Origin of the sequence: Enterobacter sp. JBIWA008 (genome assembly GCF_019968765.1) — a bacterium.
Lineage (GTDB): Bacteria > Pseudomonadota > Gammaproteobacteria > Enterobacterales > Enterobacteriaceae > Enterobacter.
Genome location: NZ_CP074149.1, coordinates 222082 through 248100, shown reverse-complemented (window position 1 = coordinate 248100; position 26019 = coordinate 222082). Strand labels below are relative to the sequence as shown.

Sequence of the window (26019 nt, the reverse complement as noted above, 5' to 3'; positions counted from 1 at the left end):
GGTAAGTAGACCACAGCGGGAGAGAAAAGTGGCAGCAGAGAGTGTGATCGGTGTAAATTTTTACAAAATATCGAGACGGGAAGCCTCTCACATAAAGAAAAAAGAGGCCGCAATGGCCTCTTTCACACAGCTTATGCATGCACTTCTTTAAATACTTCGCGCTGCGGCTGGCGAATCGTGGTGGATAGCGCCAGCGAGATAATCAGCAAGGCAAATATTACGCAGAAGGTCACGTAGAACCCGCCGAACAGGGAGGCAATCAGCGAGCCGCAGATACTGCCGATCCCGAAGCCGAGATAAATCACGCCATAGTTTTTCGCCAGATTGTTCAGGCCAAAGAACTCGCTTACCAGTGACGGGAAGACGGTAATGGTGCCGCCGAAGTTAAAGGCCACGCAGGCAATCGCCGCGAAGAAGGTAGCCTCATTCAGCGGAGCGAACAGCAGCGCCGCCATGCCGACCAGCGAAACCACCTGCCCAATCGTAATCACGCGGATGCGGGCAATTTTGTCAGACAGAATACCGAGGACCAAACGACCGGAGAGGTTAGCAATGGAGATCACGGTCACCGCATTCGCCGCCGTGGCCGCATCCAGCTTCACCATCCCCTGCGCGATATCCTTCGCCACGCCGATAACATACAGTCCGCTCATGCAGGCCGTCAGGAACATCACCGCCAGCATCCAGTACTGTGGCTTACGCATGGACTGCGCGAGGGTGAAGTCGTTCTCCACCACGCCGTTAACGGATTTGACCTCCTGCTGCGGCGCATCGGTCATCAGCGTGGCGCCGAACAGAATCATCACCAGCACGATTGCGCCCCAGATCATGAAGGTGTTTTCGAGGCCAACGGACGCCAGCAGGTGGGAGTCGATAAATTTGAACCCGAGGCTGCCCAGGCCATAGGAGCCGATGGCGAACGCGGAGATTAAGCCTTTACGCTCCGGGAACCACTTCACGCAGTTCGACAGGGTCAGCAGGTAACCTGCGCCATCGGCCAGCCCCACCAGCACGCCGGCGCTCAGCCACAGCATCATCAGGTTGCTGGAATGTGCCGTCAGGAAAAAGCCCAGCCCCAGCAGGATGCCGGAAGCCATGGTCACACGCTTCACCCCAAAACGCTCCTGCAGCTTGCCCGCGACGGAAGACGAAATCGCCAGACCCAGGCTCAGCAGACCAAAGGAGAACGCGACCTGGCTGACCGGTGCGCCGAGTTTGTCGGAAAGCGCACTGTTAAACAGGCTCCAGGTATAGACCGATCCCAGCGCAAACTGGGTGACGATGGTGCCAAAGAGCGTAAGCCAGCGCGTGCGGTTATAAGTTGATGTGTTCATGGCAGTTGTCCTGCAAGAGAAATTAAGGAAGTTCGCTGAGAACAACGATAAACAAAACCTTAATACGTCTGGGGGAAAACGGCATGAAATGCAGGCGGAACGGAATGAAATGCCTGGAATCAGGAATGAATGGCCTGGCCTGGGAATAAAGCGACAGCGTGTTAGTACCCGCTATCGCTGTAAAGCCCGTGGTTATTGTATTTAAGATGTTATCGTAACGTTTAAAAAAGTAACAACTCTAGAAATTCGCGCTGACGCCGAGGGTATACAAAAATTCCTCACCGGTGGTGGTGTGTTCCCCCTGAGCCAGCGACGCATAGGCCGCCACGTGCGTATTAAAAGGAATATCCGTTCCCACGGTGACGTCCATCCAGCTACCGTTTTGGGCAGGGGCTGGCGTTTGCGGCATGCCAAACTGCGATTTCCACTGGTTTTCACCAAACTGCTGGTTATAGCTGATCTGCGCCCACGGACGGAGATCGCCGTACTGGGTATTCACGCGCCACCCCAGCGTGCTGACGCTGGCATGCCAGAGCGGGTCGGTGATTGCCTGCGTCGATGCGCTATCACCAAACTCGTTGATCATCATTGGAGCCGTGCCGTCGTACCGCCACGCCACTACCGGGCCGGTGGTGATACGCGCTGAAAGCGGAAAATTCCAGCCCACACTCATTGCCCCCTCCGTCGTGCTGCCAGACGGCATATTCAGGGCAAGACCCGGCGCATTTTGCGAAGACTGAATACGCTCAGCCAGAATATCCTCATAACGCGGTTGGTGATCCGCGTCCCATGTATAGCGTTCCGCCGTATTATTTTGGGCGTCTGAAACGATATATTCCTGTTGCCAGGCAGACGCTGTATTACAAAAAAACAGGCAGGCTGAAATTCCCACCAGGCCAGAAGCAGCATGGCGACCACTGATTTTTTTTATCATCATCAACGCGACCCCAGAGAGAGCCGAATTCGGCGATATTTGTCGTTATTCAGGAAGACCTTATAGCCCTTGTATTAACTATTGTCTTTATAGTAAACACGTCAAGCCAGTCAGAACGAAATATTTGCGAAATCAGTATCAATAAGGGAGATGACGGATGGAACGTTGCGGTTGGGTAAGCCAGGATCAGCTTTATATCGACTATCACGATCGGGAATGGGGCGTGCCGGAAAAGGATGGCAAAAAACTCTTTGAGATGATCTGCCTCGAGGGCCAGCAGGCGGGGTTATCGTGGATAACGGTACTGAAGAAACGCGAAAACTACCGCAACGCCTTCCACCAGTTCGATCCTGTCGCCGTCGCCGCCATGACCGATGAGGACGTGGAGCGGCTGGTACAGGACGCCGGTATCATCCGCCATCGCGGTAAGATCCAGGCCATCATTGGTAACGCACGCGCTTACCTGGCGATGGAACAAAACGGCGAATCGTTCTCAGATTTTGTCTGGACGTTTGTGAACAACAATCCGCAGGTCACGCAGGCCGCCACGCTCGCGGAAATCCCGGCCTCCACCCCGGCCTCGGATGCGCTCTCGAAGGCCCTGAAAAAACGCGGCTTTAAGTTTGTCGGCTCCACCATCTGCTATGCCTTTATGCAGGCCTGTGGCCTGGTCAACGACCACGTTACCGGCTGCTTCTGTCATCCGGGAGGCCATCATGATCCGCAAATGGCAAAATGAAAATACCGCGCCGCTTCTGAGGCTATGGCTTGAAAGCACTACAGAAGCGCATCCGTTTATCGAGCCGGGTTACTGGAAAGAGAATGAGGCCATGGTGCGGGACGTTTACCTGCCGTCGGCGGAAACCTGGGTCTGGGAACAGGACGGTGAACCTTGCGGGTTTATCAGCGTGATGCAGTCTCAGTTTGTCGGCGCGCTGTTTGTCGCACCGTCATGCATCGGGAAAGGCATCGGGCACGCGCTGCTGAACCATGTTCAACAGCGCTTCCCGCACTTAACTCTGGAGGTGTACCAGAAAAATGTCCGGGCGGTGAATTTCTACCATGCTCAGGGCTTTCGCATTGAAGACAGCGCCTGGCAGGATGATACCCAGCACCCGACGTGGATCATGAGCTGGCAGGCGGATCAAACGCCGTTAACGTGAGCTCGGGTCCCTGATATTTCTCGACCCAGGCCAGCGCCGTGTTCCCCGCGCAGCCATTCCCCAGCTTCGAGCTGGGGAGATCTTTGGTCAGCACGTTAACCGCCCCGTTTTTACAGATCCCTCCCTCGGCGGGCTCAAGGTCAGGCCATGCGCCCTGATGAATGCAGATCACGCCCGGTTTAATCCCGTCGCTCACTACCGCCCCTGCCAGCACCTGTCCACGCGAGTTCCAGACGCGCACCACGTCGCCGTCCGCAATACCGCGGGCTTTCGCATCGAGGGTATTCAGCGTTATCGGCTCTCGCCCGGCGACCGCATAATGCTCGCGCAGGGACGTATAGTTAAGCTGGCTGTGCAGACGGTGCGCGGGATGCGCAGACAACACCTGCAGCTGATCCGGCCGGGCGTTGCCGTGCCATTCGTCCGGCTCGAGCCACATAGGGTGTGGCGGACAGTCGGCATACCCGAAGCTGGCAATGCGCTCGCTGTAGATCACGATCTTTCCGCTCTCGGTTTTAAGCGGGTGGTTCTCCGGGTCGCGGCGGAAATCGGCAAAACGGACAAACTTCGCGTTCTGTTCGCTCTCCGGCATCTCGACGATCTGGTTCGCCTCCCAGAACTCAGCAAATGGCGGAAGCGTCACGCCCTGCGCCGCGCCGCGCTGTCCGGCAATCTGGTAGAAGGTCTCCAGCCATTGCAGGTCGCTTTTCCCCTCGGTAAAACGCTCGCGACCGCCCGCTTCCCACAGCTCGCTCAGTTCAGCAAACACGTCAAAATCATCTCGCGCTTCATCTCGCGGGGCCACTACGCGCTTCATCGGGACCATATGCTGGTTGCTGTAGTCACCGGTCATGGTGAGATCGTTACGCTCAAACGAGGTGGTCGCTGGCAGCACAATATCTGCATGCTTAGCCGAGCCGGTCCAGAAGCACTCGGAAATGACCACCAGCTCCGGCTTTTGCCAGGCGCGGATCAGGCGGTTAGTATCCTGATGATGCGTGAAGTTCGACCCGCCCGCCCACCAGACAAATTTAATATCCGGGAAGTGGCGGTCCAGACCGTTGTGCTGATAAAAACCGCCGGGGTTTTCCAGGGCTTCAACGATCCGCGCCACCGGGATTTTATCGACGGCATCCACGCCTCCCTGCACCGAGCCTTGCAGAGACGCCAGCACCGCCGCTTTACGCGTCGGGTTACCGCCGTTTGCAAAGTGGTAGGAGAGACCAAAACCCCCGCCCCGCGTACCGATTTGCCCAAGCATTGCGGCAAGCGTTACCAGCATCCAGTGTTTTTGCTCACCAAACTGCTGACGCTGCATCCCCCAGCCGGACATTAACATCGTGGTATTTTTATGGAATGACGCCGCCAGTTCGCGGATTTTCTCTGCAGGAACGCCGCAAATATTTGCCGCCCACTCAGCCGTTTTTGCTACTCCATCGGATTGGCCCGTCAGGTAGTCGGCGAATTGATCGAAGCCGGTGGTACAGCGCGTCAGGAATTCGACATCGTGCCAGCCGTTTTCTACCAGCGTATGGGCAATCCCCAGCATCATCGCCACGTCGGTGCCCATATGGGGGGCAATCCACTCGGCGCTGTCGCCGAAGAAATCCATGGTTTCAGAGCGCATTGGGTCAATGCAGATGATGCGCTTGCCGCTTTTGCGCAGCGCGTCGAAATACCCAATGCCCTGCTCGTCGCTGGCATTCCAGGCAATTTTCAGCGTATTGAGCGGGTTGGCGCTCCAGAGCACTACCACGTCGGTATGCGCCAGCACCAGCGGCCAGCTGGTCTGCTGCTGGTACACTTCATTCCCTCCCACGACGTACGGCATGATCGCCTGCGCCGCGCCGGTGGAGTAATCCCCCAGATGACCGGTATAGCCTCCCGCCAGGCTCATGTAGCGCTGCAGCAGCGTCGAGGCCTTGTGCAGCACGCCGTTCGAACGCCAGCCGTAAGAACCGGCAAAAATGGACGACGGCCCGTAGCTGTCGCGGATGCGCTTATGCTGGACGTGGATCAGCGCCAGCGCGTCATCCCAGCTCACGCGAACAAACTCATCCTGACCGCGAATACCCTGAGGCTTGTCCGGCGAAGCCAGAAAACCTTTACGCACCATCGGCCAGCGCACGCGCGTTTTGCTGTGCACCTGGTCGCGAACGACGGTCTGTAACGAGTTGGGATGTTGGGTTGGCAGTGCCCCGCGGGACGACAGAACATTTTCGCCATCGGTTTCGACCAGCATCGGCCCCCAGTGGGCGGCGGTCAGAATGGTTTTCGTTGAGGTGCTCAAGCGTGCGCTCCTGGTTGCGTGCAGGTTTACGGCCTTCTTTCTGAGGCAGTTTATGGTTTGTCACAAATTTCAGAGTTATACCCGGAATTTTCTCCGTATCTGGACGTCATAATCAACTGCCACGCTCGCCGTGGCAAAGAATAAAAAGGATTAAGGAAAGAAGATGAAAAAACGCGTACTCGTTATTGCCGCTCTGGTGAGCGGTGCACTGGCTGTTTCTGGCTGCACAACTAACCCTTACACCGGTGAGCGTGAAGCGGGTAAATCCGGCATTGGCGCGGGTATCGGCTCGCTGGTCGGCGCAGGCGTGGGGGCGCTCTCCTCCTCCAAGAAAGACCGCGGTAAAGGCGCGCTGATTGGCGCAGCGGCGGGCGCGGCACTGGGCGGCGGCGTCGGCTATTACATGGACGTGCAGGAAGCGAAGCTGCGCGACAAAATGAAGGGAACCGGCGTGAGCGTGACGCGCAGCGGCGATAACATCATCCTGAATATGCCGAACAACGTGACCTTCGACAGCAGCAGCGCGACGCTGAAACCCGCGGGCGCGAACACGCTCACCGGCGTGGCGATGGTGCTGAAAGAGTACAACAAGACCGCCGTGAACGTGATGGGCTACACCGACAGCACCGGCAGCCAGGATCTGAACATGCGTCTGTCCCAGCAGCGCGCCGATTCTGTGGCCAGCTCGCTGATCGCCCAGGGCGTTGAAGCCAACCGCATCCGCACCAGCGGCATGGGCCCTGCCAACCCTATCGCCAGCAACAGCACGGCGGAAGGCAAAGCGCAGAACCGCCGCGTTGAGATTACGTTAAGCCCAATTCAGTAATTGTATTTCCCCCTTTCCCCGTGGGAGAGGGTCGGGGGTGAGGGCATCAAGCCTCACACCCCGGCATGAACCACTTGCCATCGTTGATTTTCCCGCTAAGGTATTCTCACTAAATTCAGGGAAATCAGCGATGAGCAAACCAGCCCGGGCCACCATCAGCGACGTGGCGAAAGCCGCCAAAACCGGTAAAACCAGCATTTCGCGCTACCTCAATGGCGAGAAACACCTGCTGTCCGACGCATTGCTGGCGCGTATTGAACAGGCCATTGCCGATCTCGACTACCGTCCTAGCCTCATGGCGCGCGGTCTCAAACGCGGTCGCACCCGCCTTATCGGGCTTATCATCGCCGATATCACCAACCCCTACTCCGTTAACGTGCTCAGCGGTATTGAAGCCGCCTGTCGCGAGAAGGGTTTCACGCCGCTGGTCTGTAATACCAACAACGAAGTCGATCAGGAGCTGCATTACCTCGATCTGCTGCGCAGCTACCAGGTCGAAGGGATTGTGGTTAACGCGGTGGGCATGCGGGAAGAGGGTTTAAACCGCCTGCAGCAATCCTCTCTGCCTATGGTCCTCATCGACCGTAAAATCCCGGAATTTGCCTGCGATGTGGTCGGTCTGGATAACACCCAGGCAGCCACTACCGCCACAGAACATCTGATCGAACAGGGCTTCGAGGCCATTCTGTTTCTGAGTGAACCGTTAGGGATGGTCAATACCCGTCGCGAGCGCCTGAGCGCATTTCGAGCCACGCTGGAGCGATATCCCGGCGTGATCGCCGAAAATGCCGAAACGCCGCTTCACGAAGCCGACCAGCTCGATAACACCCTGCGCCAGTTCCACACGCGCCATCGCGGGATGCGCAAAGCCGTGATCTCCGCCAACGGGGCGCTGACGCTTCAGGTCGCCCGCTCGCTCAAGCGCATTGGTCTGCACTGGGGCAGCGATATCGGTCTGCTGGGGTTTGATGAACTGGAGTGGGCGGAGCTGGCCGGCGTCGGCATTACGACACTCAAACAACCCACCTGGCAAATTGGCTATGCAGCTGTAGAACAGGTAGTTCGTCGCATTGAAGGCACCAGTGAGGCCGTACGCGAGCAGGTCTTCTCAGGTGAGCTGATCGTCCGCGGCTCCACCGCACGTTAATTTCCCCTTGTGATAGCGATCATAAATTCGACATCCTGACCTTTTCTTTGGAACCGGTTCCATCTAGCGTAATAGTATTGATATGTTGCGATGGAGTCCGAAGATGGGCAGGAAAATTATGGTGGTCACCGCCGCGTACGGTGCGGAACAAGTGCGACAGGCAGGCGGTCAGCGGGCAATGCTTCCCGTTATTGCGGGCGCAGGGGCAGACGGCGTGGAGATACGCCGGGAACTTTTCAGCAGCTAAGAGCTGCTGACGCTGCCTGCGCTGGGCGAATCCATTGAGCTGCTGGGCCTGCTGGCGTGCTACTCCGCCCCCGCCGCCCTGTTTATGCCCGACGGCACCCTGAACCCGGACCTGACCCGCTATCTCTCTGAGGCTAACACCCTGAACGCCCTGTGGCTGAAGGTTTCCCTGGGCCATTTCCGCGACGCGCAGCCTCTCGACTCCCTGCGTAACCTGCTGAACGCAAGCGGCATGGCGCTGGTCGTGGAGAACGATCAGACCGACTGCGGACAGCTCGCGCCGATGCAGCGCTTCCAGGCCGCCTGTCGGGAAATGGCCTTACCCGTCACGCTGACCTTCGACATGGGCAACTGGCTGTGGGTCGGTGATTCCCCCGAAGAGGCCGCGCGTAATCTGGCCCCTGCGGTGAGCTATATCCACGTGAAAGCCGCCGTGCCGCATAAAGATAACTTCCGCGCCGTGGCGCCGGACCACGCTGATGCGCGCTGGCTGGATCTGCTTGGCCAGCTGCCTGCCGATGCCCCGCGCGGTATCGAGTTCCCGCTGGAAGGGACGGATTTAACCGCCGTTACCCGCCATTACGTCAACCTGCTGCGCGAGGAGTAAGCCATGCACAAGACGCTGGATGTCATCACGATCGGCGAGGCCATGGCGATGTTTGTCGCCACCGAAACGGGCGAGCTGAGCGCGGTAGAGCACTTTATCAAGCGCGTGGCGGGCGCAGAGCTGAACGTCGCAACCGGCCTGGCGCGTCTCGGCCTGAACGTGGGCTGGGTCAGCCGCGTGGGGGACGATAGCTTTGGCCATTTCGTTCTCGACTCGCTGAAAAAAGAGGGGATTGATGCCGCGGGCGTCACCCTTGATGCACGCTTCCCTACCGGCTTTCAGCTTAAATCAAAGGTCGAAAATGGAACCGATCCCATCGTTGAGTATTTCCGTAAGGGATCGGCCGCAAGCCACCTCTCAGTGGCGGATTACCACGCCGACTATTTCGCCTCCGCGCGCCATCTGCACCTCAGCGGCGTGGCGGCAGCGCTGTCTGCCAGCTCGTATGAACTGCTGGATCACGCGGCAGCCACTCTGAAAGCCCAGGGAAAAACGATCTCTTTCGATCCGAACCTGCGCCCGGTGCTGTGGAAAAGCGAAGCGGAAATGGTCGAGAAGCTCAACCGTCTGGCGTTCAGAGCGGACTGGGTTCTGCCGGGCCTTAAAGAAGGGATGATCCTGACCGGCGAAAGCACACCGGAGGGCATTGCCGATTTCTACCTGAATAAAGGGGTAAAAGCGGTGGTGCTGAAGACCGGCGCCGATGGCGCATGGTTTAAGACGGCCGACGGCGAACAGGGCGCGGTCGCGGCGGTCAAGGTTGAGAACGTGGTCGACACCGTCGGCGCGGGCGACGGTTTTGCCGTGGGCGTGATTAGCGCCCTGCTGGAAGGCAAAACGCTGCCGCAGGCCGTAGCGCGGGGCAACAAGATTGGCTCGCTGGCCATTCAGGTGCAGGGCGACAGCGAAGGATTACCCACGCGAGCAGGGCTCGGCGTTTAAATTCCCTCTCCCTGTGAGAGAGGGCCAGGGTGAGGGCAGCAAGCCACACCAAATAATTAAGCCACCGTGTACCCTACAGACAACGGCGGTAACAACCTCAACAACAGAGGCAAGCCTATGAACAGTTCGACCAATGCAGCAAAACGCTGGTGGTACATCATGCCAATCGTGTTTATCACGTACAGCCTGGCGTACCTTGACCGTGCCAACTTCAGCTTCGCGTCCGCGGCGGGGATCACAGAGGACCTTGGCATCACCAAAGGTATCTCCTCCCTGCTGGGTGCCCTTTTCTTCCTGGGCTACTTCTTCTTCCAGATCCCCGGCGCGATTTACGCGGAACGCCGCAGCGTGCGTAAGCTGATCTTCGTCTGCCTGATCCTGTGGGGTGCCTGCGCGTCGCTTACCGGCGTGGTGAACAATATTCCTGCCCTGGCCGCCATTCGCTTTATCCTCGGCGTCGTTGAGGCAGCGGTCATGCCGGCGATGCTGATTTACATCAGCAACTGGTTTACCAAATCTGAACGCTCCCGCGCGAATACCTTCCTGATCCTCGGTAACCCGGTCACGGTACTGTGGATGTCGGTAGTGTCTGGCTACCTGATCCAGTCTTTCGGCTGGCGCGAAATGTTTATCATCGAAGGGGTTCCGGCAGTGATCTGGGCATTCTGCTGGTGGGTGCTGGTGAAAGATAAACCTGCCCAGGCGAAATGGCTTTCCGAAGATGAAAAAGCGGCACTCCAGGCGCAGCTGGATAAAGAACAGCAAGGTCTGAAGGCGGTACGCAACTACGGCGAAGCCTTCCGCTCGCGCAACGTGATCCTCCTCTGCGCGCAATACTTTACCTGGAGCATTGGCGTGTACGGCTTTGTGCTGTGGCTGCCGTCGATTATCCGCAGCGGCGGCGAGAACCTCGGCATGGTAGAAGTGGGCTGGCTCTCTTCCGTACCGTATCTGGCCGCGACCATCGCCATGATCGTCGCATCATGGGCATCGGATAAGCTGCAGAACCGCAAGCTGTTTGTCTGGCCGCTGCTGCTGATCGCTGCTTTTGCCTTCATCGGCTCGTGGGCCGTGGGTGCAAATCACTTCTGGGCCTCTTATACCCTGCTGGTGGTAGCCGGTGCGGCCATGTATGCACCGTACGGACCGTTCTTTGCCATCATCCCGGAAATGCTGCCGCGTAACGTCGCGGGTGGCGCGATGGCGCTGATTAACAGTATGGGTGCGCTGGGTTCGTTCTGCGGCTCCTGGTTCGTCGGTTACCTGAACGGTGCCACCGGCAGCCCGTCCGCATCGTACATCTTTATGGGGGTGGCGCTTTTCGCCTCCGTGTGGCTTACTCTGATTGTTAAGCCTGCTAATAATCAACAGCACCCCGTCGGCGCACGCCACGCCTGAATCCTTAAAAATCAACGGAGATTAGCATGAAGCCGTCCGTCATTTTGTATAAAGCACTGCCGAAAGATCTGCAGAAACGCCTTGAAGAACACTTCACCGTCACGCAGGTGAAGAACCTGAGCCCGGAAACCGTGGCACAACACGCCGAAGCGTTCGCAGGCGCCGAAGGCCTGCTGGGTTCAAGCGAGAAAGTGGATGTCGCCCTGCTGGAGAAAATGCCGAAGCTTCGTGCTACTTCAACTATTTCAGTAGGTTATGACAACTTTGACGTGGATGCCCTGAACGCCCGCAAGATCCTGCTGATGCACACGCCGCATGCCCTGACGGAAACCGTGGCCGACACGCTGATGGCGCTAGTGCTCAGCACCGCCCGTCGAGTGGTTGAAGTGGCCGAGCGTGTAAAAGCAGGCGAATGGACAAAAAGCATTGGTCCGGACTGGTTCGGCGTGGACATTCACGGCAAAACGCTGGGCATTGTGGGTATGGGGCGTATTGGGCTGGCGCTGGCACAGCGCGCGCATTTTGGTTTTAACATGCCGATTCTGTATAACGCGCGTCGCCATCACAGTGAAGCGGAAGAACGCTTCAACGCCCGCTACTGCGAGCTGGATAACCTGCTGCAGGAGGCCGATTTTGTCTGCCTCGTTCTGCCGCTGACGGATGAAACCCGTCATCTGATTGGCAAATCCGCATTTGAAAAAATGAAGAAGACAGCCATTTTCATCAACGCGGGTCGCGGCCCTGTAGTGGATGAGAAGGCGCTGATTGAAGCCCTGCAGAACGGTGAGATCCATGCAGCAGGTCTGGACGTGTTTGAGCAGGAGCCGCTGCCGGTAGATTCGCCGCTGCTGAAAATGCCAAACGTCGTCGCCCTGCCCCACATCGGCTCAGCCACCCATGAGACGCGCTACAACATGGCGGCCACTGCGGTAGATAACCTTATCGCCGCCCTAAGTGGAAAGGTGGCAATAAACTGCGTGAACCCGCAGGTGCAAGGATAGAAATGAAAAAACCCGCCAGAAGGCGGGTTTTTGAATTTTGTGCTACTGGGTTGGAAGCTTACAGGCTTACAACGTTACCAGCTGCTGGGCCTTTAGCGCCGCTTTCGATGGTGAAGGAAACTTTCTGACCTTCGTCCAGAGATTTGTAGCCATCGTTCTGGATAGCAGAGAAGTGTACGAACACGTCTTTAGAGCCATCGTCAGGAGTGATGAAGCCGAAACCTTTATCAGCGTTGAACCATTTTACCAGACCAGTCATTTTAGCAGACATAGAAATTACCTTATTAACAAATATATTGTGCCTTCCGGCTTGATGGATTGCGTTACAGATTTTTAAGCGATGAAGGAAGGGTCACTACGAAGGGTATCTATGGATAACAATCTGGACTGCTTTACTAAACTGCTTTAGGTCTGTGTAACAAACCGACGGGAATAGTTATACCGATATGGTAGAAGAATGACAAGCGTTATTTTCAATGTGCATAAAAAAACCCCGCCAGAAGCGGGGTTTTTTCGGTTTATTCTGTGGCCGTGACTGCGGCACTCCAGGCCTGGCTAAAGGCCTGATGCTGGGAGGCAAGCGGCCCAATCAGCGTATTGTACTGGCTTGCCTGCTGCGAGGTCGGGAACTGAATACCGTTGGCTACAAAGCTCACCTGAGTATCCTGCTGAGCAATAAAGTCGCCCACTTGAACCAGCTGCTGCGTGAAGATTTGCGCGGCCGGAATCAGCGGTTGCAGCGCTTCAGAAGGCTTGGTCACCACTTTCTCATACACTTTGTCGAAGACAGGTTTGAGATCGTCGCCCTGCTTCAGCGCAGAACGTGACGCGTCTGCCTGCATTTTCGCATTCTGCAACTGCTGGCTCAGCACGCCAAGCGCACCGTTGGACTGGCGAAGCGGTTCGCGCTGCGTCATGTAATCCTGTGGAACGCGGATGGCGTTCACGCTATCCACTACCGGGCGAATACCGGAATCCATCGCCTGGCTCACCTGCTGAGAATAACCATAAAGAATGGCGTAATCGGACACGAAGGGGCCAAACTGTTTTTTCTGATCCGCAGTCAGCGTCGGCAACCGTTCGCCGCTGCGCATCACTGTATTCTGCAGAAAATCGATAAACGCTTTGCGCTGATCGCCTTCTTTATCAAAACACCCACTCAGGCTAACAACCATCAACAACGCCGCAATAGGCGCAAACCAGCGAGAGCAGGACTTTCCTGTCGCCATTTTATTACTCCTTTCACCCAAAAAAGCGCACACCGGCACACGCGTGCCCGACGCTGACAAGGATAGTCCAGGTCAGCCTTGCAAGATACTCTTTTCATGCAAAACGGCTATTGCCGTTTTATTTCTTACCATTTACAAAAAAATACCTGGCAAAGCCGACATATGACTAATCAGGTAATTAGCATAACTATCTATATTGCTGAATCGGGTAAAGCGATCGTTACCGCACGATTAATCACACCCGTGACGATCCTGGGTTGGTATTAGGGACTATTCTTAACTGGCTCTCTGATGTTCTTGATCACGATGTGAGATTTAAGAGGAGTCCTCAATGGAATATAAAGATCCTGAGTTTGAACTGCTGAGCAGTCTGGAACAGATCATTTTTAAAGATGTACCGCAGGCGATTACCCTGCAACAAAAAACCAATCCCTTTACAGAATATGAGCAATTGCGCAAAGGGACAGGACTGAAAACTGAAGAATTCGCCAGAGCGATGGGTGTTAGCGTGGCTATGGTGCAGGAGTGGGAGTCAAAACGTGAGAAACCCACCCCAACCGAGTTAAGGCTGATGCGCCTGATTCAGGCCAACCCTGCACTCAGCAAACAGATAGCGTAGTAACGTTTGAATGCCCCCGCCTTTGCGGGGGCTTGTGTTTTAAAGGCTCTCGCAACACCATCCCCCCTCTTCCCACACCAGCTCATGCGTTAACCTTAACCCTCTTAAAAAAGCCTCATCGTGTGATACCACCAGCAGCGCGCCGGGAAAACCGCCCAGCGCCGCTTCAATGGCCTGGACTGAGGCCAAATCCAGATGGTTGGTTGGCTCATCCAGCAGCAGAAGCTGCGTGGCTTCCGCGCGCCAAAGCGCGCATGCCAGGGCGGCCTTAAGGCGCTCGCCGCCGCTGAGATCCGCCAGCGGGAGCATCACTTTGTCGGCACCCAGTTGAAGCTGTGCCAGACGGGTTCGCAATACCCCCTCTTCCAGAGGCGTATGACCCAAGTTGAGATGCGTCATGACCGACTGCGAAAGATCGAGCCGGGAGAGATGCTGGTCAAGATAAGCGCAGTTGACTGAAACCTTACAGGTACCTGATCGGGGGGCAATCTCACCGAGGATGGTTTTTAACAGCGTCGATTTTCCGCAGCCGTTCGGTCCCTTTAACGCCACGCGCATCGGCCCGTCCATCCGCAAGTTGAGTGGAGAAACAGGCACATGCGGCAGCACCAGATCCTCCAGCACCAGCACCTGCTTCCCCTCCGGGATCTGACTTCCCGGCAGGGTGAACATTACCGGGTTATCTTCTTCGACGCGTTCACGCGCCTTATTTACCACGGCGTTGAGGGCTTCATTTTGCTCGCTGTGCTGTTTTTTCCAGGAGCCGATTCGCTCCTTTGCCGCGCCTTTATATTTGACCCGCTCGAACGACGCGATATTCAGAGCATCGACGGTGCGCAATGTCTTTGCCGACCGCCGCTGGCTGTCATCATGCTCTTTTTGCATTCGTGCCCGAGTGCGTTTGCGCTCGGTCGCTGCATGTTCCAGCGACGCGCGGGCCGCCTGCTGCTCAGCATCGCGCTGGGTTTGATAATCCGCATAATTCCCGCCGTAGCTGCGCAGACCCGAAGCGCTCAGCTCAATGATACGCGGCACCTGCTCCAGAAGTTCGCGGTCATGGGAGGCGACCAGCACGCCGCCCTGAAAACGGCGGAGCTGGTCGTAGAACCACGCCCGGCCCTGTCGGTCCAGATGATTAGTGGGTTCGTCCAGCAGCATGAAATCGGCTTCAGCCGTAAACGCCCCGCACAGCAGGGCGCGAATGCGCTCGCCGCCGCTGAGTTCACCGGCGGGTTTATCCGGGTTAAACGATGGGAGATTCGCATTGATAAACGCTTCGCTCAGGCGCTCGGCAACATCCCAGTGGCCGTCAAGCAGCTCCAGATCGTCAGGCTGGTAATCGCCGCTGTCAATGCGCTTACGTGCCGCAAAAATCGCGTCATACCCGAGCAGTTTAGCAAGCGTCGCCTGCGGAGAAATAACGTGCTGCTGCGCCACCCAGGCATGCGAGCCAAAGCGTTCAATATGACCGGTAGCCGGTTCGTCCAGCCCCGCCAGCAAGCGCAGCAAACGCGTTTTCCCGCTGCCGTTGCGGCCAACCAGCGCGCACAGGGAGGGTTCCAGCGTGAGATTTAGCGGACCAAAAAGGATATCGCCCGTCGGAAACTGACAGGTGACCTGATGCAAAATAAAAGAAGGGGACTGCGCAAAATGAGCCATAAGCACTCCTGAATGAAATCAAAACATCCCCTGCTGACGCGGTGGCGTTTAGCAAGGATCGAAATTCATCAGTCGTGTTTGTTCATTTTCGGGGTGCGCTCCTGAGGGAGAAAGTTAACGCGAATAAGGATAGCGGTAATGTGTTGACCATTTCAAGGTTAAATTTTCAGCAACACACCATAAAAAAACCCGCCGAAGCGGGTTTTTAGCACTTATAACAACGGGCACATTACTGCAGCAGCGAAATATCCGCCACGCGCAGGAACAGCTCGCGCAGTTTATCGAGCATAGAGAGACGGTTAATACGCAGCTCTTTATCTTCTACGTTCACCATCACTTTCTCGAAGAAGGCGTCGATAACGTCACGCAGCTCGGCCAGCTCCACCAGCGCTTCCTGGTAGCGACCTTCCGCGAAGTATGGCTCAAGCTTGTCGCGCAGCACCACGACCTGCATCGCCAGAGCGATCTCTTCCGGCTCTTTCAGCGTCGCGGCGTTCACGCGCTCGTTCAGCGTCTCGTCGGATTTCGCCAGAATGTTGGATACGCGCTTGTTGGCCGCCGCCAGAGCAGATGACGCTTCCAGCGTACGGAAGTGGGAAACCGCCTTCATACGCGCATCGAAATCAGCCGGACGGGTCGGACGACGCGCCAGCACCGCCTGAATGGTGTCAACGGTGTAACCTTCGTCCTGATACCACGCGCGGAAACGACCGAGCATAAAGTCGATCACATCATCCACAACGTTCGCGTTGGTCAGCTTGTCGCCGTACAGACGCACCGCTTCTTCGGTCAGCGTCTGCAGATCGAGGTTCAGGTTCTTCTCAACAATGATACGCAGCACGCCCAGCGCAGCACGACGCAGCGCAAACGGGTCTTTGTCGCCTTTCGGATGCTGACCGATACCAAAGATACCCGCCAGGGTGTCCATCTTATCGGCAATCGCCACGGCACAGGCAACCGGGTTGGACGGCAGTTCGTCACCCGCAAAGCGCGGCTGATACTGCTCGTTCAGGGCCACGGCCACGTCTTCCGCTTCGCCATCGTGACGCGCGTAGTGCATACCCATCACGCCCTGGGTGTCGGTAAATTCGAACACCATGTTGGTCATCAGGTCGCACTTGGACAGCAGGCCTGCGCGAGTCGCGTGGTTGACGTCCGCACCGATTTCACGGGCGATCCAGCCGGACAGTTCCGCAATGCGGTCGGTCTTGTCGCGCAGCGTGCCCAGCTGCTGCTGGAACAGCACGGTTTGCAGGCGCGGCAGGTTATCTTCCAGACGCTTCTTACGGTCGGTATTGAAGAAGAACTCGGCGTCCGCCAGACGTGGACGCACCACTTTCTCGTTACCGGAGATAATCTGGATCGGATCTTTCGATTCGATGTTCGCCACGAAGATGAAGTTTGGCAGCAGCTTGCCGTCGTTGGCATAGACCGGGAAGTACTTCTGGTCACCCTTCATGGTGTACACCAGCGCTTCAGCCGGAACGGCCAGGAATTTCTCTTCGAACTTCGCCGTCAGCACAACTGGCCATTCAACCAGAGAGGTGACTTCTTCCAGCAGGCTGTCGCTCAGGTCTGCGTTACCGCCAATCTTGCGCGCCGCGTCTTCCGCGTCCGCTTTGATTTTGGCTTTACGCTGTTCGTAGTCGGCAATGACCTTACCGCGCTCCAGCAGGATCTGCGGATACTGGTCGGCATTGTCGATGGTGAACTCTGGCTCGCCCATAAAGCGGTGGCCGCGGATCACGCGATCGGACGCCACGCCCAGAATGGTCGCCGGGATAACGGTATCGCCCAGCAGCAGGGTCACGGTGTGCACCGGACGCACGAAGTGCACGTCAGACGCGCCCCAGCGCATCAGCTTAGGAATCGGCAGCTTAGCCAGAGACGTGGCAATCATGTCCGGCAGCAGCGCTTCTGCGCTTTCGCCTTTCACATGCGCACGGTACAGCAGCCATTCGCCTTTATCCGTGGTCAGACGCTCGGCCTGATCAACGGTGATCCCGCAACCGCGCGCCCAGCCTTCAGCCGCTTTGCTCGGCTTGCCTTCCGCGTCAAACGCCTGGGCAATCGCCGGGCCACGTTTTTCGACTTCGCGATCCGGCTGAGACGCCGCCAGATTTGCCACTTTCAGCGCCAGACGGCGCGGTGCGGCAAACCACTCAATTTTACCGTGCGCCAGGCCAGCGTTATCCAGCTCGGCGGTCACGTTCGCAGCAAAAGATTCAGCCAGGCTGCGCAGGGCTTTTGGTGGCAGCTCTTCGGTGCCGATTTCCACCAGGAAAGTTTTCTCAGACATGGCCGCCTCTTATTTATTTCGGTTGCACATCGGGAAGCCAAGGGCTTCACGGGACGCATAGTAAGCTTCTGCAACGGCTTTGGTCAGGGTACGAATACGCAGAATGTAGCGCTGACGTTCAGTCACAGAGATGGCTTTGCGGGCGTCCAGCAGGTTGAAGCTGTGGGCGGCCTTCAGAATACGCTCGTAGGCAGGCAGCGGCAGCGGAGTCTCCAGCGCCAGCAGCTGCTGCGCTTCTTTCTCGTACTGCTCGAAGCAGGTGAACAGGAAGTCCACGTCCGCGTATTCGAAGTTATAGGTGGATTGCTCTACTTCGTTCTGATGGAACACGTCGCCGTAGGTGGTTTTACCCAGCGGGCCGTCGCTCCAGACCAGGTCGTAAACGCTGTCTACGCCCTGAATGTACATCGCCAGACGTTCCAGACCGTAGGTGATTTCACCGGTGATCGGCTTACATTCCAGACCACCCACCTGCTGGAAGTAAGTGAACTGGGTCACTTCCATGCCGTTCAGCCACACTTCCCAACCCAGACCCCAGGCACCCAGCGTTGGGTTTTCCCAGTTATCTTCCACGAAGCGAATGTCGTGGATGGTTGGATCCATACCCAGCTCTTTCAGCGACCCGAGGTACAGTTCCTGAATGTTGTCTGGTGATGGCTTAATCACCACCTGGAACTGATAGTAATGCTGCAGACGGTTCGGGTTCTCACCGTAACGACCATCGGTCGGACGACGGGAAGGCTGCACATACGCGGTCGCCATTGGCTCTGGCCCCAACGCGCGCAGGCTGGTCATCGGGTGTGAAGTGCCGGCGCCGACTTCCATGTCCAAAGGTTGAACAATGGTACAGCCCTGACGAGCCCAGTAATCCTGTAAGGTCAGGATCAGGCCCTGGAAGGTCTTGGTATCAAACTTTTGCATAGTATTTCGTGCTGGATACGTGTGGTTTTAAATGGAAGGGACCAGTATACCCGCTGGCTGCAAGATATACAGTACGAAACGGGGTTGTTTAGGGAAAATTGGGAAATAAGCCTTGCGGCCAGAACGCTGGCGGCGTCTGGCTGCTGATTATACGAGCAGGCTAGCGCATGGAGAGGTGTAAAAACTGACCGTCCGCATCAAACGAGCAGACAAAGCCCTCTTTGCGGGACGTATGCCCCCGCAGCTCATAGCTTCCCTGAAAACGCTCAAACCCGGTGACATCAATTTTCTGCACGTCCGAGTTATAGCGGCGAGCGGCCCGATCTTTACAGAGCGCTTCCATATTCAGTGAACGTTCCGGGCTCATTTTACCCTGCTGCGCTTTTTGCACAGGTGCTTCTTGCGGCGCAACACTGCATCCCGCCAGGATCGCCAGCAGAAAGAGTGACGCCACACGCTTCATCATCATTTTTATTACCGCCCTGGTCAGTGGCTGTTATTTTTAGTATCAACACTTTTATAGATTAAGGTCTGCCATTCTGCGAATCTCGCGGTCTCCCGGCAAGCCTGCGAATAAAACTCAGAATTTTCCAAACGAAGACTTTTGGACAACGGCAGTCACACTCAATTTACAGGGAATACGAGGAACTGATGCAGTCAAAAATTAACTGGATTGATAACCTGCGAGGAATAGCGTGTCTGATGGTGGTCATGATCCACACGACGACCTGGTACGTCACGAATGCCCACAGCATCAGCCCCGTTAACTGGGATATCGCCAATATTCTCAACTCTGCGTCACGCGTCAGCGTGCCGCTGTTCTTTATGATTTCCGGCTTTCTCTTTTTTGGCGAGCGTAGCGCGCAACCACGGCATTTCATTCGCATCGCGGCCTGCCTGGGGTTCTACAGCGCCGTTGCCCTGCTCTATATCACCCTGTTCACCTCGATTAACGCCGGGTTATCGCTGAAATACCTGCTGCAAAAACCAGTGTTCTACCACCTGTGGTTCTTCTTCGCCATTATCGTTATCTATCTGGTCTCCCCGCTCATCCAGGTAAAATACGTCAGCGGTAAAATGCTTCTGGCCCTGATGGTGGTGATCGGCATTGTCGCCAACCCGAATACGGTCTCGCAGAAAATCGACGGATTTGAGTGGCTGCCGGTCAATCTCTATATCAACGGCGATACATTTTACTACGTGCTTTACGGCATGCTGGGGCGCGCGATCGGCATGATGGACACGCAAAAACGCGGTCTGAACTGGATCTGCGGGGTGCTGTTTATCGCTGGCGTGGCGGTGATTTCACGTGGGACGCTGCACGAATTGCAGTGGCGCGGCAATTTTGCCGATACCTGGTATCTCTATTGCGGGCCGATGGTCTTTATCTGTGCCGTTTCGCTGCTCACCCTCACCAAAAATACCCTGAACGCACGTCCCCTGCCCGCGCTGAGTATTATCTCGCGGCACTCTCTCGGGATTTACGGTTTTCACGCGCTGGTGATCCACGCGCTGCGCACGAGAGGCATTGAGCTAAAAAGCTGGCCGGTGCTGGATATCGTCTGGATTTTTGCCGCCACGCTGGCGATCAGCCTGCTGCTGTCGATGCTGTTGCAAAAAATAGACGCTCGCCGCTTCGTCAGTTAATGCTTCGCTGCCGGGCGCGATGGTACTGGCGCGGGGAGGAAAACCCTGCCGCCAGTGAAGCCTGCTCCACGCCGCGCCCCTGCAATAGCCACTGCTCCGCCACCGCCAGACGCAGCTGTTCCAGATAATCGCGAACGCTAATCCCTAAATGTGACTGGAAAAGCCGGGTGAGATGACGCGGGCTGACGTGCGCCAGCGCGGCGATATCAGGCAAGCTCCACGTTTTTTGCGGCTCGGCGGTGAGCGCATCCTGCGCCCGATGAATCGCCGGATGAAGATGATTGCGGTAGCGTAGCCACGGGGATAGCTGGGGATCGTCACCGGAACGGCGGAACCAGACCACCATCTCACGGGCCACGGCCAGCGCCTTTTCGGGGCCACACAGGCGGTTAACCATATGCAGCGCCAGATCGATGCCAGACGTGATCCCCGCGCTGGTCCAGATATTCTCATCCTGCACGAAGATGCGGTTTTCTTTAATCGTCGCCGTGGGGGCCGCGGTGCGTAAACGGCTAATAACGTCATGATGGGTTGTGCACTGTCGGCTGTTCAGCAGGCCCGATTTCGCCGCCAGTAAGGCCCCTGAACAGACGCACATCACGGTGATTTCCTGGCGCTGGATCCGCGGCTGCAGGCGCATTAGCCAGTGCTGGATCTGCTGCGCCTGTGGCGTTGAGAACTGACTGCGGGAGTCGCTCACACCCGGTAGCACCAGCAAGCTGCCCGGAGACAGGCTTTCCGGCAGCGGCTGAATGCCGCTCATCGTCAGGCCTATCGACGTCTGAACATCAGGCTGCGGGCCAATGTAATGCAGGCGAAACGCGTCGCCTGCCAGCACAAAGGTTTCTGCCGGGCCGGTCATGTCTAATGACAGCACTCCGGGCAACATCACGAACCAGACGTCGATGCGCATTACAGTGACTCCAGCGTCTCAGCTACCGTTTTAATCTCGGCAAAACGCCCGGAAAGTACCGTCTCGGTACGATGGCGAATTTCCGCTGCGCTAAGGGTTATCCCCTTGTACGTCATGGGAAACGTCAGCGTTGCCTCGCTCACAAAGGTCACAGCATAACCCAGATCGGATGCCACCCGGGCGGTGGTTTCGCAGCATTGCTCAGTGCGAATGCCGCAGATAATCAGTTGGTTGACATCACGCTCGCGTAGCCAGCGGTCAAGCCCGGTATCCGTGAAGGCATTATGGACGTGTTTCTGGAAAATCACATCCGGCTGATGACGTAAAAAGGCCATCGGTTTGACATAGCCGCTTTCCAGGGTGAAAGGACCGTCTTCATCCACGTGAAAAATATCAACGACCGGAATATTGCGCGCCTGGCAGCCTTCAATCAGCCCCAGCATCGCCTGCTGAAAGGCAGGAATTTCGTCTTCCTGCCAGTAATTGCGATGGTGAAATGACTGCTGAGTATCGATGTTGATTAATGCAGTGCGTGACATGATGGATTTCCTCGCCAGTGGGTGTAACACCATACTGGCAAGGAAAGGAAGGCACGCACAGACCAAAAAAGGACATCCTCGTGCCTCTCCCGGACAAGCATTTTTACGACATCAGCGGCAGCAGCTGCTGGTAGATTTTGCGGAACACGTCGCGCCTTTCCGCGTAACGCGCATGGCGTGCCGCGTCAGGCAAATGTGCCTGTTCAAGCGTAAGCTGTGGCAACAGTTGAGAAAGCGGTTTTTCTGGGTTCATCGCTATCTGCGCCAGTCGCGCGGCACCGAGCGCGGGCCCGACATCGCCACCGGTGCGAAAATCCAGCTGTAATCCACTGATATCCGCCAGCATCTGCCGCCAGTACGGGCTTCGCGCGCCGCCGCCAATCAGGGTGACGCTCGTCGGTTTCAGGCCGCAGTCATGCACCACGTCCATCCCGTCGGCCAGCGCATAACCCACACCTTCCAGTACCGCACGCGCCAGTTCTGCCGGGCCATGCTGATGGGTTAAGCCAAAGAACACCCCTTTCGCTTCCGGGTTGTTGTGCGGCGTACGCTCGCCGGAAAGATAGGGTAAAAACCAGACGCTACCCGCAGCGTCATCCGCCTGCTGGGCTGCGGAAATGAGCGCCGGAACGTCGGCCATGCCGGTGAGTTTTGCCGCCCAGTCCAGGCAGGATGCCGCGCTGAGCATCACCGACATCAAATGCCATTTCCCGGGAAGGGCATGACAGAAACTGTGCACAGCGCTTTCTGGATTACTGCGATACCCGTCGCTGACGGCAAAATAGACTCCAGACGTTCCCAGCGACAGCATCGCCTGGCCCGCCTCAACCATGCCGACACCGACAGCGCCCGCCGCGTTATCGCCGCCCCCGGCCACCACCGGTACGGCAGACATATTCCAGCGCTCTGCAACGGCTGGCAGCAGTGCGCCCGTCACCTCACATCCTTCGTACAGCGCGGGCATATGTTCCCGAGTCAGATGGCAGGCATCCAGCATCGCCTCGCTCCAGTCGCGCTTCGCCACGTCGAGCCACATAGTGCCCGCGGCATCGGACATGTCGCTGGCGAAATCGCCCGTCATGCGAAAACGCAGATAGTCTTTCGGCAGCAGGACTTTCGCCACCTGACGGAAAGTTTCCGGTTCATGGCGCTGTACCCACAGCAATTTGGGCGCAGTAAATCCCGGCATCATCAGGTTGCCGGTGATCTCGCGGGAATTGGGTACGCATTCCTCAAGAAGCGAGCACTCTTCCGCACAGCGGCCATCGTTCCAGAGGATCGCAGGACGCAGCACGCGATGCTGGCTATCGAGCAGCGTAGCGCCGTGCATTTGTCCGGCAATCCCCAGCGCTTTCACGTCACGCAGACTGTGCTGCTCACCTAAGGCTTTAATTGCGCGATCCGTCGCCTGCCACCACTGCTCCGGATCCTGTTCCGACCACAGCGGATGCGGACGCGAAACCTGCAGCGTTTCCGTCTGCGTTGCTAACACGTCGCCCTGCTCGCTCAACAGTATGGCTTTCACACCCGATGTGCCAAGATCGATCCCGATATACATATAGTGGATTCCTTAACTGAAAATGCCCGGTAGCGCTGCGCTTCCCGGGCCCGCTGGCTGTTATTTATCGAACAGGTAGTGATTGACCAGATTTTCCAGCAGTTCCTGGTGCCCGCTCTGGTGCTGCGGCGCCAGCTGCTGTTGTTCAGCGTACTTCGCAATTTCCGCCAGCGATAACTGACCTTTCAAGATTTGCTGGCCCAGCTCACTGTTCCAGCCGCTGTAACGCTTCGCTACGCGTTTATCCAGCTCGCCGTCTTCAATCATGCGCGCGGCCACTTTCAGCGCCAGCGCCATGGTGTCCATCGCGCCAATGTGGCCGTAGAACAGATCGTATTTGTCGGTGCTCTGACGACGCACCTTGGCGTCAAAGTTCAGGCCGCCGGTGGTGAAACCGCCCGCTTTGACGATCTCGTACATCACCAGGGCATTCTCTTCCACGCTGTTCGGGAACTGGTCTGTGTCCCAGCCCAGCTGCGCGTCGCCACGGTTCGCATCGACAGAGCCGAAGATGCCCAGCGCAATCGCAGACGCAATCTCGTGGTGGAAGGAGTGGCCCGCCAGCGTGGCGTGGTTGGCCTCAATGTTCACTTTAATCTCTTTTTCCAGACCAAACTGCTTCAGGAAGCCATACACCGTCGCCACGTCGTAGTCATACTGGTGCTTCGTTGGTTCCTGCGGCTTCGGCTCGATCAGCAGCGTGCCGCGGAAGCCGATTTTGTGCTTATGGTCGACCACCATCTGCATAAAGCGGCCAATCTGCTCGCGCTCCTGGCGCAGGTCGGTGTTGAGCAGGGTTTCATAGCCTTCACGGCCACCCCACAGGACATAGTTTTCACCGCCCAGCTGATGCGTGGCGTTCATTGCCGTCACTACCTGCGTGGCCGCCCAGCTAAACACTTCCGGATCCGGATTGGTTGCCGCCCCCGCGCCGTAGCGTGGGTTAGTGAAGCAGTTTGCCGTGCCCCAGAGCAGCTTCACACCGCTTTGCTGCTGTTTCGCCGCCAGTACATCCACCATCTGCGCAAAATTGTTCAGATACTCTTTCAGCGACGCGCCTTCCGGAGACACGTCCACGTCATGGAAGCAGTAGTACGGCACGTTCAGCTTGTGGAAGAACTCAAACGCGACATCGGCCTTGCGTTTCGCCAGTTCGATGGCCTCACCCGGCTGCTGCCACGGGCGGTCAAAGGAACCCACGCCGAACATATCGGCGCCGTTCCAGCAGAAGGTATGCCAGTAACAGGCGGCAAAGCGCAGATGATCTTCCATGCGCTTACCCAGCACCAGCTCATCCGGGTTGTAGTGACGAAATGCTAAAGGATTGGTCGTTTTTGGGCCTTCGTAACGAACACGATCGAGTTGGTCGAAATAAGCTTGCATATTGAGCTCCATAATCAGGGTATGCGGCGAGTCGTTGATACAGGAGTAATAGTGAATAGACATTTTGGGTTGCTCAATTACGTTATTTCACACTGCTATTGAGAGAATGCACAACTGTGCGCTGGCTCGCAAAATAATGTGCAGGCAAACTATTTTTCGGCGCGCATTCCAGAATCAAATGTAATTAAGACGTTACGTATTTTAAAATCCGATCGCGGTCATAAATTCAGAAATAAACCAAATATCATAATGAGAAGATAAAAATCTGTAATTGCCAGCCCGCCTTTCCGCGTTAAAAATTTGCTGCGTCTCAGCAGTGAATGTTTCTTTTATCTCAGCAACACATACCCCTACAAAAAGGCCTAATAATTATGAAGATAAAGAACCTGACTCTAACGCTCTGCACTACGCTCCTCCTTGCAAGCTTTGCAGGACATGCCAAAGAGGTCAAAATTGGCATGGCGATTGACGACCTGCGCCTGGAGCGCTGGCAAAAGGATCGTGATATTTTTGTGAAGAAAGCAGAATCCCTCGGCGCCAGCGTGTTTGTTCAGTCGGCTAACGGTAATGAAGAAACACAAATGTCGCAGATCGAAAATATGATCAACCGTGGCGTCGATGTTCTGGTCATTATCCCCTATAACGGCCAGGTATTAAGTAACGTGGTGAAAGAAGCCAAACAGGAAGGCATAAAAGTCCTGGCCTATGACCGCATGATTAATAATGCGGATATTGATTATTATATTTCGTTCGACAATGAAAAAGTCGGGGAATTACAGGCGCAAAGCCTGATCGACAAAGTGCCTCAGGGCAATTATTTCCTGATGGGCGGCTCTCCGGTAGATAACAACGCCAAACTGTTCCGTGAAGGGCAAATGAAAGTCCTTAAGCCGTACATCGACAACGGGAAAATTAAAGTGGTTGGCGATCAGTGGGCCGACGGCTGGCTGCCGGAAAACGCGCTGAAGATTATGGAAAACGCGCTGACGGCCAACAACAACAAAATTGATGCGGTTGTGGCCTCCAACGATGCCACTGCAGGCGGTGCTATCCAGGCCCTGAGCGCCCAAGGGCTCGCCGGTAAAGTCGCCATTTCAGGACAGGATGCCGATCTCGCTGGCGTAAAACGCATTATCGCAGGCACCCAAACCATGACGGTCTACAAACCGATTACCCAGCTGGCCAATACGGCGGCGGAAATCGCCGTAGAGCTGGGCAATGGCAAACAACCTAAAGCAGACGCAACGCTGAATAACGGCCTGAAAGACGTTCCGGCTCGCCTGCTCACACCGATTGAAGTCAACAAAGAGAATATTGACGCCACCGTGGTTAAAGACGGTTTCCACAAGAAGAGCGAACTGTAA

General features: G+C 56.5%; 23 protein-coding genes and 1 pseudogene. 11 read left to right on the top strand and 13 right to left on the bottom strand.

Going from position 1 to position 26019, the window contains the following annotated elements:
- Positions 1–131: 131 nt before the first annotated feature.
- Both KGP24_RS01190 and KGP24_RS01185 read right to left on the bottom strand, forming a co-directional pair.
- Positions 132–1334 (bottom strand): MFS transporter, encoded by a 1203-nt coding sequence (locus KGP24_RS01190; RefSeq protein ID WP_023334094.1) that lies wholly within the window; start codon positions 1332–1334, stop codon positions 132–134.
- 238 nt (positions 1335–1572) lie between these two features.
- Complete coding sequence (locus tag KGP24_RS01185; protein ID WP_223562109.1) at positions 1573–2271, bottom strand: autotransporter domain-containing protein; 699 nt, start codon at positions 2269–2271, stop codon at positions 1573–1575.
- 154 nt (positions 2272–2425) lie between these two features.
- On the opposite strand from KGP24_RS01185, the gene tag reads away from it, so the two are divergent.
- Positions 2426–3007: a DNA-3-methyladenine glycosylase I gene (gene tag, locus KGP24_RS01180; RefSeq protein WP_223562108.1), complete on the top strand. Its 582-nt coding sequence runs from the start codon at positions 2426–2428 to the stop codon at positions 3005–3007.
- Positions 2985–3431, top strand: coding sequence for an N-acetyltransferase (locus tag KGP24_RS01175; protein WP_223562107.1), 447 nt, complete (start codon positions 2985–2987; stop codon positions 3429–3431). The genes tag and KGP24_RS01175 overlap by 23 nt, the downstream gene beginning before the upstream one ends.
- Here KGP24_RS01175 and KGP24_RS01170 read toward each other — a convergent pair.
- Positions 3394–5673 carry a molybdopterin guanine dinucleotide-containing S/N-oxide reductase gene (locus tag KGP24_RS01170; RefSeq protein ID WP_245403349.1) on the bottom strand — a complete coding sequence of 760 codons (2280 nt, stop codon included), beginning with the start codon at positions 5671–5673 and terminating at the stop codon, positions 3394–3396. The genes KGP24_RS01175 and KGP24_RS01170 overlap by 38 nt on opposite strands.
- Positions 5674–5884: 211 nt before the next feature.
- On the opposite strand from KGP24_RS01170, the gene KGP24_RS01165 reads away from it, so the two are divergent.
- The 6 genes and pseudogenes from KGP24_RS01165 to ghrB all read left to right on the top strand — a co-directional run bounded on the left by KGP24_RS01165 (position 5885) and on the right by ghrB (position 11888).
- Positions 5885–6547, top strand: a complete 663-nt coding sequence (locus KGP24_RS01165) for an OmpA family lipoprotein (RefSeq protein WP_223562105.1) — start codon at positions 5885–5887, stop codon at positions 6545–6547.
- A 130-nt stretch (positions 6548–6677) separates the two neighbouring features.
- The gene (locus tag KGP24_RS01160; RefSeq protein WP_223562104.1) at positions 6678–7694 is read left to right on the top strand and encodes a LacI family DNA-binding transcriptional regulator; all 1017 of its coding nucleotides are present in this window, start codon (positions 6678–6680) and stop codon (positions 7692–7694) included.
- Positions 7695–7797: 103 nt separating this feature from the next.
- Positions 7798–8547, top strand: a pseudogene (locus KGP24_RS01155) (sugar phosphate isomerase/epimerase).
- Between the two features lie 3 nt (positions 8548–8550).
- The gene (locus KGP24_RS01150; RefSeq protein WP_223562103.1) at positions 8551–9489 is read left to right on the top strand and encodes a sugar kinase; all 939 of its coding nucleotides are present in this window, start codon (positions 8551–8553) and stop codon (positions 9487–9489) included.
- Positions 9490–9606: 117 nt separating this feature from the next.
- The gene (locus KGP24_RS01145; protein ID WP_223562102.1) at positions 9607–10887 is read left to right on the top strand and encodes an MFS transporter; all 1281 of its coding nucleotides are present in this window, start codon (positions 9607–9609) and stop codon (positions 10885–10887) included.
- Positions 10888–10913: 26 nt separating this feature from the next.
- Positions 10914–11888: a glyoxylate/hydroxypyruvate reductase GhrB gene (gene ghrB, locus KGP24_RS01140; protein WP_223562101.1), complete on the top strand. Its 975-nt coding sequence runs from the start codon at positions 10914–10916 to the stop codon at positions 11886–11888.
- A 58-nt stretch (positions 11889–11946) separates the two neighbouring features.
- On the opposite strand, the gene cspA is transcribed toward ghrB, so the two are convergent.
- Complete coding sequence (gene cspA, locus KGP24_RS01135) at positions 11947–12159, bottom strand: RNA chaperone/antiterminator CspA (protein ID WP_003860775.1); 213 nt, start codon at positions 12157–12159, stop codon at positions 11947–11949.
- 247 nt (positions 12160–12406) lie between these two features.
- Positions 12407–13117 (bottom strand): DUF3053 domain-containing protein, encoded by a 711-nt coding sequence (locus KGP24_RS01130; RefSeq protein WP_023309949.1) that lies wholly within the window; start codon positions 13115–13117, stop codon positions 12407–12409.
- Positions 13118–13448: 331 nt separating this feature from the next.
- On the opposite strand from KGP24_RS01130, the gene KGP24_RS01125 reads away from it, so the two are divergent.
- Entirely contained in the window at positions 13449–13736 is a 288-nt protein-coding gene (locus tag KGP24_RS01125) for an HTH-type transcriptional regulator (RefSeq protein WP_194401699.1), read from the top strand.
- 39 nt (positions 13737–13775) lie between these two features.
- On the opposite strand, the gene KGP24_RS01120 is transcribed toward KGP24_RS01125, so the two are convergent.
- The 4 genes from KGP24_RS01120 to KGP24_RS01105 form a co-directional block, all read right to left on the bottom strand.
- Positions 13776–15395 (bottom strand): ABC-F family ATP-binding cassette domain-containing protein, encoded by a 1620-nt coding sequence (locus KGP24_RS01120; protein WP_223562100.1) that lies wholly within the window; start codon positions 15393–15395, stop codon positions 13776–13778.
- 229 nt (positions 15396–15624) lie between these two features.
- The gene (gene glyS / locus KGP24_RS01115; protein ID WP_223562099.1) at positions 15625–17694 is read right to left on the bottom strand and encodes a glycine--tRNA ligase subunit beta; all 2070 of its coding nucleotides are present in this window, start codon (positions 17692–17694) and stop codon (positions 15625–15627) included.
- 9 nt (positions 17695–17703) lie between these two features.
- On the bottom strand, positions 17704–18615 hold the full coding sequence (gene glyQ / locus KGP24_RS01110; protein ID WP_003860141.1) for a glycine--tRNA ligase subunit alpha: 912 nt from the start codon (positions 18613–18615) through the stop codon (positions 17704–17706).
- 160 nt (positions 18616–18775) lie between these two features.
- Positions 18776–19084 carry a YsaB family lipoprotein gene (locus tag KGP24_RS01105; RefSeq protein ID WP_223562098.1) on the bottom strand — a complete coding sequence of 103 codons (309 nt, stop codon included), beginning with the start codon at positions 19082–19084 and terminating at the stop codon, positions 18776–18778.
- Positions 19085–19266: 182 nt separating this feature from the next.
- Between KGP24_RS01105 and KGP24_RS01100 the strand changes: the two genes are divergently transcribed.
- A complete protein-coding gene (locus tag KGP24_RS01100) occupies positions 19267–20262 on the top strand; it encodes an acyltransferase (RefSeq protein ID WP_223562097.1) in 996 nt (331 codons plus the stop codon).
- Here KGP24_RS01100 and KGP24_RS01095 read toward each other — a convergent pair.
- From KGP24_RS01095 to xylA, 4 genes are all read right to left on the bottom strand, one after another.
- The gene (locus tag KGP24_RS01095) at positions 20255–21175 is read right to left on the bottom strand and encodes a helix-turn-helix domain-containing protein (protein ID WP_223562096.1); all 921 of its coding nucleotides are present in this window, start codon (positions 21173–21175) and stop codon (positions 20255–20257) included. The two genes, KGP24_RS01100 and KGP24_RS01095, sit on opposite strands and share 8 nt — an antisense overlap.
- Positions 21175–21714 carry an isochorismatase family protein gene (locus tag KGP24_RS01090; protein ID WP_223562095.1) on the bottom strand — a complete coding sequence of 180 codons (540 nt, stop codon included), beginning with the start codon at positions 21712–21714 and terminating at the stop codon, positions 21175–21177. The genes KGP24_RS01095 and KGP24_RS01090 overlap by 1 nt, the downstream gene beginning before the upstream one ends.
- 103 nt (positions 21715–21817) lie before the next feature.
- Entirely contained in the window at positions 21818–23272 is a 1455-nt protein-coding gene (gene xylB / locus KGP24_RS01085; protein WP_223562094.1) for a xylulokinase, read from the bottom strand.
- A gap of 60 nt (positions 23273–23332) precedes the next feature.
- Positions 23333–24655 (bottom strand): xylose isomerase, encoded by a 1323-nt coding sequence (gene xylA / locus KGP24_RS01080; RefSeq protein WP_087823749.1) that lies wholly within the window; start codon positions 24653–24655, stop codon positions 23333–23335.
- Between the two features lie 371 nt (positions 24656–25026).
- On the opposite strand from xylA, the gene xylF reads away from it, so the two are divergent.
- On the top strand, positions 25027–26019 hold the full coding sequence (gene xylF, locus KGP24_RS01075) for a D-xylose ABC transporter substrate-binding protein (RefSeq protein WP_032650791.1): 993 nt from the start codon (positions 25027–25029) through the stop codon (positions 26017–26019).